The organism is Rhizobium tibeticum (assembly GCF_900110205.1).
GTDB lineage: Bacteria > Pseudomonadota > Alphaproteobacteria > Rhizobiales > Rhizobiaceae > Rhizobium > Rhizobium tibeticum.
This window is the reverse complement of record NZ_FOCV01000095.1, coordinates 1-7,509: the sequence shown is the minus strand read 5'-3', so window position 1 is coordinate 7,509 and position 7,509 is coordinate 1. Positions and strand designations below refer to the sequence as shown.

The window sequence follows — 7,509 nt, the reverse complement described above, 5'->3', positions numbered from 1 at the left end:
GCATCGTGCTCTTGAGAAGTCGAGCCATGTCGACCACGTCGCTCGTGTGGAGGCAGACGGCATTTTCCGCGGCGCATCGGATTTCGGACGTATCTTCAAGGATCACCATCCTGTCTTCCGGCGCAGCGGAAACGATTTCTGCGATGACCGCGTTTGCGAGCGTCGTCTTGCCTGAGCCAGTCCCGCCGGCGATGACAATGTTCAGCCGGTTGGTGATGGCGCTCCGGATGATAGAAGCCTGCGCTTCCGTCATGATCTTTGCGGTTACGTAGTCGTCGAGCGGAATAAGCCGCGAAGCGCGCCGGCGGATCGTAAAGGTCGGCGAATTGACGACGGGTGGCAAAATCCCTTCGAAGCGGTGGCCGCCGATCGGCAGCTCACCGGAGATGATTGGTCGTTCTCCGTCGGCTTCGGACTGGAGAGCGTGCGCGACCGATCCGATAACAGTCTCGGCGGCGGTCGCCTGCATTTCGCCGGCCGGCGCGACGCCGTGACCCAAGCGTTCGATAAAAAGCTTGCCGTCCGGATTGAGCATGATCTCGACGACCGTCGGATCTTCAAGGGCAATGCAAAGGTGTTCGCCAAGTGCGTCCCGGAGTTTGCGGACAAGGCGAGAGTGCGACTGAAGCATGGGGAAGCTTGTCTCCTCATTTGAGTGCAGGAGGAGACAGACCCCAGTGGCCGCGCGAAGTCCATGTGCAATGTTGCACCTCGCGAGTCGCCGGTGATTTCGTCATTTTCGGCTCGAATCAGGAACTGGTCAGATTTCATTTCAGCAATCTGTGCTCTTGACTCACAAGAAAATAAGTCCGTCGAGAGCGACGGACTTTGAGCTAACATAAGGATTTACCGAGCTTATCAGGCAATCGAACATAAATGCGCAAAGTCGACTTAAGACTTTGTTAACCATTAACTTCTTGCAAGAATCGCGGTATTCCGCAATCGTCACGCTGAAAACACCGAAATCGTAATTTATCCGTGATGAAAGTTTTGAGCGTGAGCAAGCCGCTGAGATCCACAAGGGTAGTCCCGCAGAAAACCGTCGACGAGACGATCGGCGCCCATGCCTCTTTGATCAGCTCGCAACTGCAGTCGATCAGCGAAGCGATTTTCCCGCCGACCGCCAGCAAGACACTTCGCCGTTTCACATCTGGCGAGGCTGCCAAGCTCATTGGTGTATCCGATTCGACGCTGAGGAAAATGAGCCTGGCAGGGGATGGTCCGCAGCCTGAGCTGACCAGCAATGGCCGCAGGCTCTATTCGCTCGGCCAGATCAACGAGCTGCGCGAGCGGCTCGCCTCGACGTCCCGTGGCCGTAGTTCCCACGACTTCCTGCCGAGACGTGGTCCCGACGATCACCTGCAGGTCGTTGCCGTTACCAACTTCAAGGGCGGATCGGGCAAGACAACCACCTCGGTCCATCTGTCCCAATACCTCGCTCTTCAGGGATACCGCGTTTTGGCTCTGGATCTCGACCCACAGGCGAGCCTTTCGGCACTTCTTGGGATCCTGCCGGAAACGCATGTCGGACACAACGAAACGCTTTATGCAGCGATCCGATATGACGACGAGCGCCGCTCGCTCATGGATGTGATCCGTCAGACCTACTTCAACGGCCTGGATCTGGTCCCGGGTAATCTGGAGCTCATGGAGTTCGAGCACACGACACCGCGTGCTCTCACCGGCGCGAGCAAATCCGAACAGGAAATCTTCTTCCTTCGGATCGCAAGCGCTCTCGGCGAAGTCGCCGATGATTACGACGTCGTCGTGATCGATTGCCCGCCACAGCTTGGATACCTTACGCTCAGTGGCCTGTGTGCGGCGACATCCATGGTGGTGACGGTCCATCCGCAGATGCTCGACATCGCATCGATGAGCCAATTCCTGCTGATGACACATGACCTCCTGGCGGTCGTGCGAGAGGCCGGCGGTGAGCTGCGCTATGACTTCTTTAAGTATCTGCTGACACGCTTCGAGCCGCAGGACGCACCGCAGACCAAGGTCGCGGCTCTGCTGAGAAACCTGTTTGACGACAGCGTCATGACCAATCCGATGGTGAAGTCGGCTGCGGTCTCCGATGCCGGCCTCACTAAGCAGACGCTCTACGAGATCGGACGCGAAAACCTGACACGTTCGACCTACGATCGCGCCATGGAGTCGCTCGACGCCGTCAATCTCGAAATCGAAAATGAGATTCGATCTGCATGGGGTCGCAAGAAGAGATGATCGCTCTCCCCTTTCAAGCGCAAGAGTTGGGAGCTCCCAACTCCATGTACCCTCCACCTATAGCCGCGCGCGTTTCCATCGCGCGCGGATGGCTTTCGGGATCGATCATGGCTTGGCGAGACGAAGCTAAAGCCCCTGCCCCGAGTTTGTTGGGAGCTCCCAACTTTCGAGATGACGGCGACACGTTGCGTCTGTCAGATGACTATGGGAGTGGCCGATGAGCCGGAAGGACACCGTCAATTCGCTCTTCATGCGGAAGGTCGAACCGGCCGCAGCGAGCCCGGCAGTCAGCAAAAGCCCGGAGCGTGTGCGCACCGGTGCTATCTCGGCAATGGGTACGTCCCTGCAGGAGATGAGTGAAGGCGCGCGCTCTGCCGCCCGCCTTCAGGAGCAGCTCGCCGCTGGGCACATGGTCATCGAGATCGAGCCCTCCGCGATTTCCGATTCGTCTGTTGGTGACCGCATCCCGATCGACGTCGATCCCGGTTTCGACGAACTCGTTTCTAGCATTCAGCAATACGGCCAGCAGGTCCCGGTTCTGGTCCGTCCGCAAGCCGATCATTCCGGTCGCTATGAAATCGCCTACGGCCGGCGCCGTCTACGAGCGGCAGCCAAACTGTCAGTGAAGGTCAGGGCGGTCGTTCAGGCGCTGAGCGATGAAGAGCTGGTCATTGCCCAGGGCAAGGAAAACCTTGACCGGCAAGACCTCTCTTTCATCGAGAAAGCGCTCTTCGCTCTGCGGCTCGAAGATGCTGGCTACAAGCGCGAAACAATCATTGCCGCGCTCTCCACCGACAAATCCGACCTCAGCCGCTACATCGCGGTCGCTCGCTCGCTCCCTTCGGATATTATTCAGGCTATCGGTCCGGCGCCGAAGGCTGGCCGTGCCCGTTGGATGGCTCTGGCCGACACTTTGCCAGCATCACGAAGGAAGCTGGACAGCGCAATTGGTGAGCCGGAATTCGCAACGCTGCCATCCGACGAGCGCTTCGCAAAGGCGCTCGCTGCTGCGGTCCCACAGAAGAAGAAAGCCGCGTCAGGTGAGCAGTGGAAGAATGCAAAGGGTCAGAAGGCCGCAACCATCGAGCGCCTCGGCAAGACAACGCGTCTTACTTTCGATGAGCGCGTGGTTCCGGATTTCGCAGCTTTCGTGACCGAGCGGCTTGAAGAACTCCATGCCGAGTTTGAAAAAACGCGGAATGGCTAACCGGCATGACAGTGCCAGATGACTTGATACGGAGAAGACAGGAAACCAGGTAAAGAAAAAGGCCCCCGAATGTCCATCCGGAAGCCCATTTCTCTCGTTTAGCACCCAGAGAATCGCACTTCCCGGAATCACTGTCAAGAGTCGATGGACGCCATCTCGGCGGGACGATGATCTTTGCCTTCTTGAAAGGTGAATGACATGCAGACGGAAAGTGTGACGACGCCTTTTGGGCGGCGGCCGATGACGCTTGCCTTAGTGAAACGCCAGCTCGCTACGGCCGATATCAAGCCCGGAAAGACAGCAGAAAAGTGGAAGGTGTTTCGCGACGCTTCAGAGGCGAGGGCTCTTCTCGGTATTCAGGACCGCGCGCTCGCCGTTCTTGACGCTTTGTTGACCTTCTATCCGGAGAGCGAACTCTCGCAGGAAAAGGCCATGATCGTGTTTCCGTCGAACTCGCAGCTGAGCGTTCGGGCGCACGGGATCACCGGGACGACCTTGCGCCGGCATCTGGCAGCACTCGTCGAAGCTGGGCTGATCTCGCGCAAGGACAGCGCCAATGGAAAGCGCTACGCACGCAAGGACAAGCAAGGGGGCATTGAGGACGCCTATGGCTTCGACCTGGCGCCACTTCTGGCGCGCGCAGAAGAGCTCGCCCTCATGGCTCAGGATGTCGCCGATCGCCGTGCACATTTCCGCCGAGTGAAGGAGACCCTGTCGATCTGCCGGCGCGACGTCCGCAAGCTCATCTCCGCGGCGATCGAAGAGGGCGCACCGGGCGACTGGGAGAGCGTCGAAATGGTCTATATTGCCCTCGTCAGCCGGATTCCGCGCACGCCTACGGTCGCCGATCTGGAAACCATCCTCGACGAGATGCAGCTTCTTCAGTCAGAAGTCGTCAATCTCCTGGACTTGCACGAAGAATCCGAAAAAATGGACACCAATGACATCCGTTTTGAACGCCACAAACAGAATTCAAATACCGAATCCATCAATGAACTTGAACCTAGCTCTGGAAAAGAGCAGGGGGCAAAGCCGAGTGAAATCGGCGGTCAACAGCGCGAGCCGCTGAAGGCCTTCCCATTGGGATTGGTTCTGAAAGCGTGCCCAGAGGTCGCAAATTACGGCCCCGGTGGTGCGGTTGGGAGCTGGCGCGACCTGATGGCGGCTGCCGTCGTGGTTCGATCCATGTTGGGGGTCAGCCCATCGGCCTACCAGGATGCCTGCGAGGTCATGGGGCCGGAAAATGCGGCGGTCGCGGTCGCCTGCATGCTTGAGCGGGCAGGGCACATCAACTCGGCCGGCGGCTATCTCAGGGATTTGACGAAACGGGCGGCGCGTGGCGAGTTTTCGCTCGGGCCAATGCTGATGGCACTTTTGAAGGTCAACGATCGGGAGGAACGCCGGGTGAGTTAGCGAAGCGAAGCGCCGCGATATTCAAGTTGCGATTAGGCCTTTCTTGTCAGGTTTTTTCGATCGTTCGCAAGCAGACCAATGGAGGCCAGACACGCGTCGGATGCGATTTCCCGGAGCAGATTGAAGGACGCTGTTGCAGCGCGCGATGATGGGGTAAGCAAAACAATAGCACCAGGCTCAAACTTTAAGATCGAAGGCCTCACTATGACACGCCAACTTTCCCTTCCGCGCGACCGAATTTCGGTGCTTCTGCTTGAGGGCATCAGCCAGAGTGCCGTGGATTATTTCTCGTCCAGCGGTTCATCAACCTCGTCCATCTGCCCAAGGCGCTCGACGATGCAGACCTCAAAGGCCATATCGCGGATGCGCACATCATTGGCATCCGTTCCCGAACGCAACTGACCGAAGAGATTTTCGACGCCGCCAAGAAGCTGATCGCCGTTGGCTGTTTCTCCGTTGGCACGAATCAGGTCGATCTAGAAGCAGCGCGCCGGCGCGGAATTCCGGTCTTCAACGCGCCCTACTCGAACACGCGCTCAGTCGCAGAGCTCGTCATTGGCGAGATCATCATGCTGACTCGGCAGATATTCCCCCGTTCGGCATCCGCCCATCAGGGCGGCTGGGAGAAGTCCGCTGTCGGCAGCCGTGAAGTCCGTGGCAAACCCTTGGCATCGTCGGCTATGGCAATATCGGCTCGCAGCTCAGCGCGCTTGCCGAAAGCATGGGCATGGTGGTGCGCTATTTCGATCTCTCCGACAGGCTGCGCCGGGGCAATTCGGAATCGATGGCTTCGCTCGGCGAGCTTCTCGAAATTTCCGATTATGTGACGATGCATGTCCCCGAAACGCCTTCGACCCATAACATGATCGCCGAAACCGAGCTGCGCCGCATGAAGAAGGGCGCCATCTTCATCAACAATTCCCGCGGCACAGTGGTCGATCTCGATGCGCTTGCGAGAGTCCTGAAAGAAGGCCATCTGGCGGGGGCCGCCGTCGACGTATTCCCTAAGGAGCCGGCATCGAACAACGAGCGCTTCGAAACGCCGTTGCAGGGCTTGAGCAATGTCATTCTGACGCCGCATATCGGCGGCTCCACGGAAGAAGCCCAAGAGCGCATCGGCGGAGAGGTTTCAAGGAAGCTGGTCGAGTATTCCGACATCGGCTCAACAATGGGCGCCGTCAACTTTCCGCAGGTTCAACTGCCCGAGCACCCGAACGGCACGCGTTTCATCCACGTCCATGAAAACCGTCCCGGGATGCTCATCCAACTCAACGAGATCTTCTCGTCGCGCGGGCTGAACATCGTCGCTGAGTTCCTCCAGACCCATGGCATACGGGCTACGTGGTGGTCGAAGCCGAGGGCATTTCCGCACATGCCGACGAGATCCTTCAAGCGCTGCGTGAAATTCCGGGCACGATACGTACGCGATTGGTCTACTGATACCAGGCTAAGAGCACCAAGGAATGGCATGTGGTTCGGGCGCCTGGGAACGTGCTTCACGTTCTCAATGCCTGCATCGCAATAGAGGTGTTATCTCGCTGGAGCGAGCGATGGGTGTTTCAGGTCTGCCAAACTCCTGTACATGGCCGAGACAGCGGCCAGGGACTCGTGAGGGTCGTGTTTTTCGCGGAAGAGATTGATCACAGCCGCCGCGGCAAGCTCTGTCCTCCGGCATCTCTTTCGTGATGCCACTTTCAGCAATCCACACTTTGAAAACAGCGTGGACGACCTACAACTCTGCTGGCCCGAACGTCTGCTCGAAAAACTCGCGCTTAATCTCCTCATCGGTTGTGCGGCGGGGATGTGGGGATGAGGTATAGCCATTCAAGAGCTAAAGTCGTAAGTGCGCCTGCGCGCCAAACACGGTGCAGCATGATGTGCTTGTTTATAGCGACGCTATCTGCTCAAGAGAGCAATCGCGCGGCCCTCCCACTGCGCCGCGTTGCATGGTTGTAGTAGCTGGATGCTTGCTGCACGGATCGATGCCGCGATTGCTCCATCGCTTCGGGAAGAGGGATGCCGCGGTTCGCGGCTTCGGTCAGGTAACCCGAGCGCAGCCCATGCGCGGAAAACGCCGCAGGCTCCAAGCCAGCCATCGCCGCCCGCTGCTTCAGGACCGCATTGATCGACTGCGGATCGAGCGCCCGGCGAGAAACCGTCCCCCATCGCCCGATCGCCCGAAACACGCTGCCGCTCTCGATCTTCGCCGCTGCCATCCAGGCATTGAGTGCCTCGACCGGCCGTCCCGTCAGATAGACCACCTCGTCCTGCTCACCTGAGGTCGTCTTCGTGCGGCCGAGATGGATGGCCAGTGAGGGGAGGGGAGGGCCATCCGGTCTTTCGATCGGTGGTTCGACGCTCAGCTGCTCGTATCTCAGGCGGGCGATCTCGCTGCGCCGGCGGCCACCGGAGGCAAAGGCGACCATCAGGATCGCCCGATCGCGGAGATCCCGCAGACTGTCCGTCGCGCAGGTCGCTAGAAGCTTCGTCAGGACATCGCTTGTGACGGCCTTGGCGCTCTTGCGACGGCGCGGCCGGGCACCGGCGCGCACGGCGAGACGAATGGCTGCCTTCAGGGGAGGGGAGGCGAAGGCGCCGTCCAGTCCACGCCATTTCGTCAGTGTTGACCAACTTGCCAGTCGCCGTCGTACGGTTGCAGGCGC

At 59.0% G+C, this 7,509-nt stretch carries 5 protein-coding genes and 1 pseudogene; 4 read left to right on the top strand and 2 right to left on the bottom strand.

The genetic code is table 11. The features are described from left to right. On the bottom strand, positions 1–631 hold a 631-nt coding region (locus BSG20_RS34435), incomplete at its 3' end, for an ATPase, T2SS/T4P/T4SS family (protein ID WP_093041910.1). Between the two features lie 365 nt (positions 632–996). Between BSG20_RS34435 and repA the strand changes: the two genes are divergently transcribed. The 4 genes and pseudogenes from repA to serA all read left to right on the top strand — a co-directional run bounded on the left by repA (position 997) and on the right by serA (position 6,286). Continuing rightward, entirely contained in the window at positions 997–2,226 is a 1,230-nt protein-coding gene (gene repA, locus BSG20_RS34430; RefSeq protein WP_420884150.1) for a plasmid partitioning protein RepA, read from the top strand. Between the two features lie 217 nt (positions 2,227–2,443). Further along, a complete protein-coding gene (gene repB / locus BSG20_RS34425) occupies positions 2,444–3,433 on the top strand; it encodes a plasmid partitioning protein RepB (RefSeq protein WP_093041903.1) in 990 nt (329 codons plus the stop codon). Between the two features lie 198 nt (positions 3,434–3,631). Continuing rightward, positions 3,632–4,846, top strand: coding sequence for a plasmid replication protein RepC (gene repC / locus BSG20_RS34420; RefSeq protein WP_093041900.1), 1,215 nt, complete (start codon positions 3,632–3,634; stop codon positions 4,844–4,846). Positions 4,847–5,050: 204 nt separating this feature from the next. Beyond that, positions 5,051–6,286 (top strand): annotated as a pseudogene (gene serA / locus BSG20_RS34415) (phosphoglycerate dehydrogenase). Positions 6,287–6,750: 464 nt separating this feature from the next. On the opposite strand, the gene BSG20_RS34410 reads toward serA, so the two are convergent. Then, positions 6,751–7,509: site-specific integrase (locus BSG20_RS34410; protein WP_093041897.1), on the bottom strand; the 759-nt coding region annotated here is incomplete at its 5' end.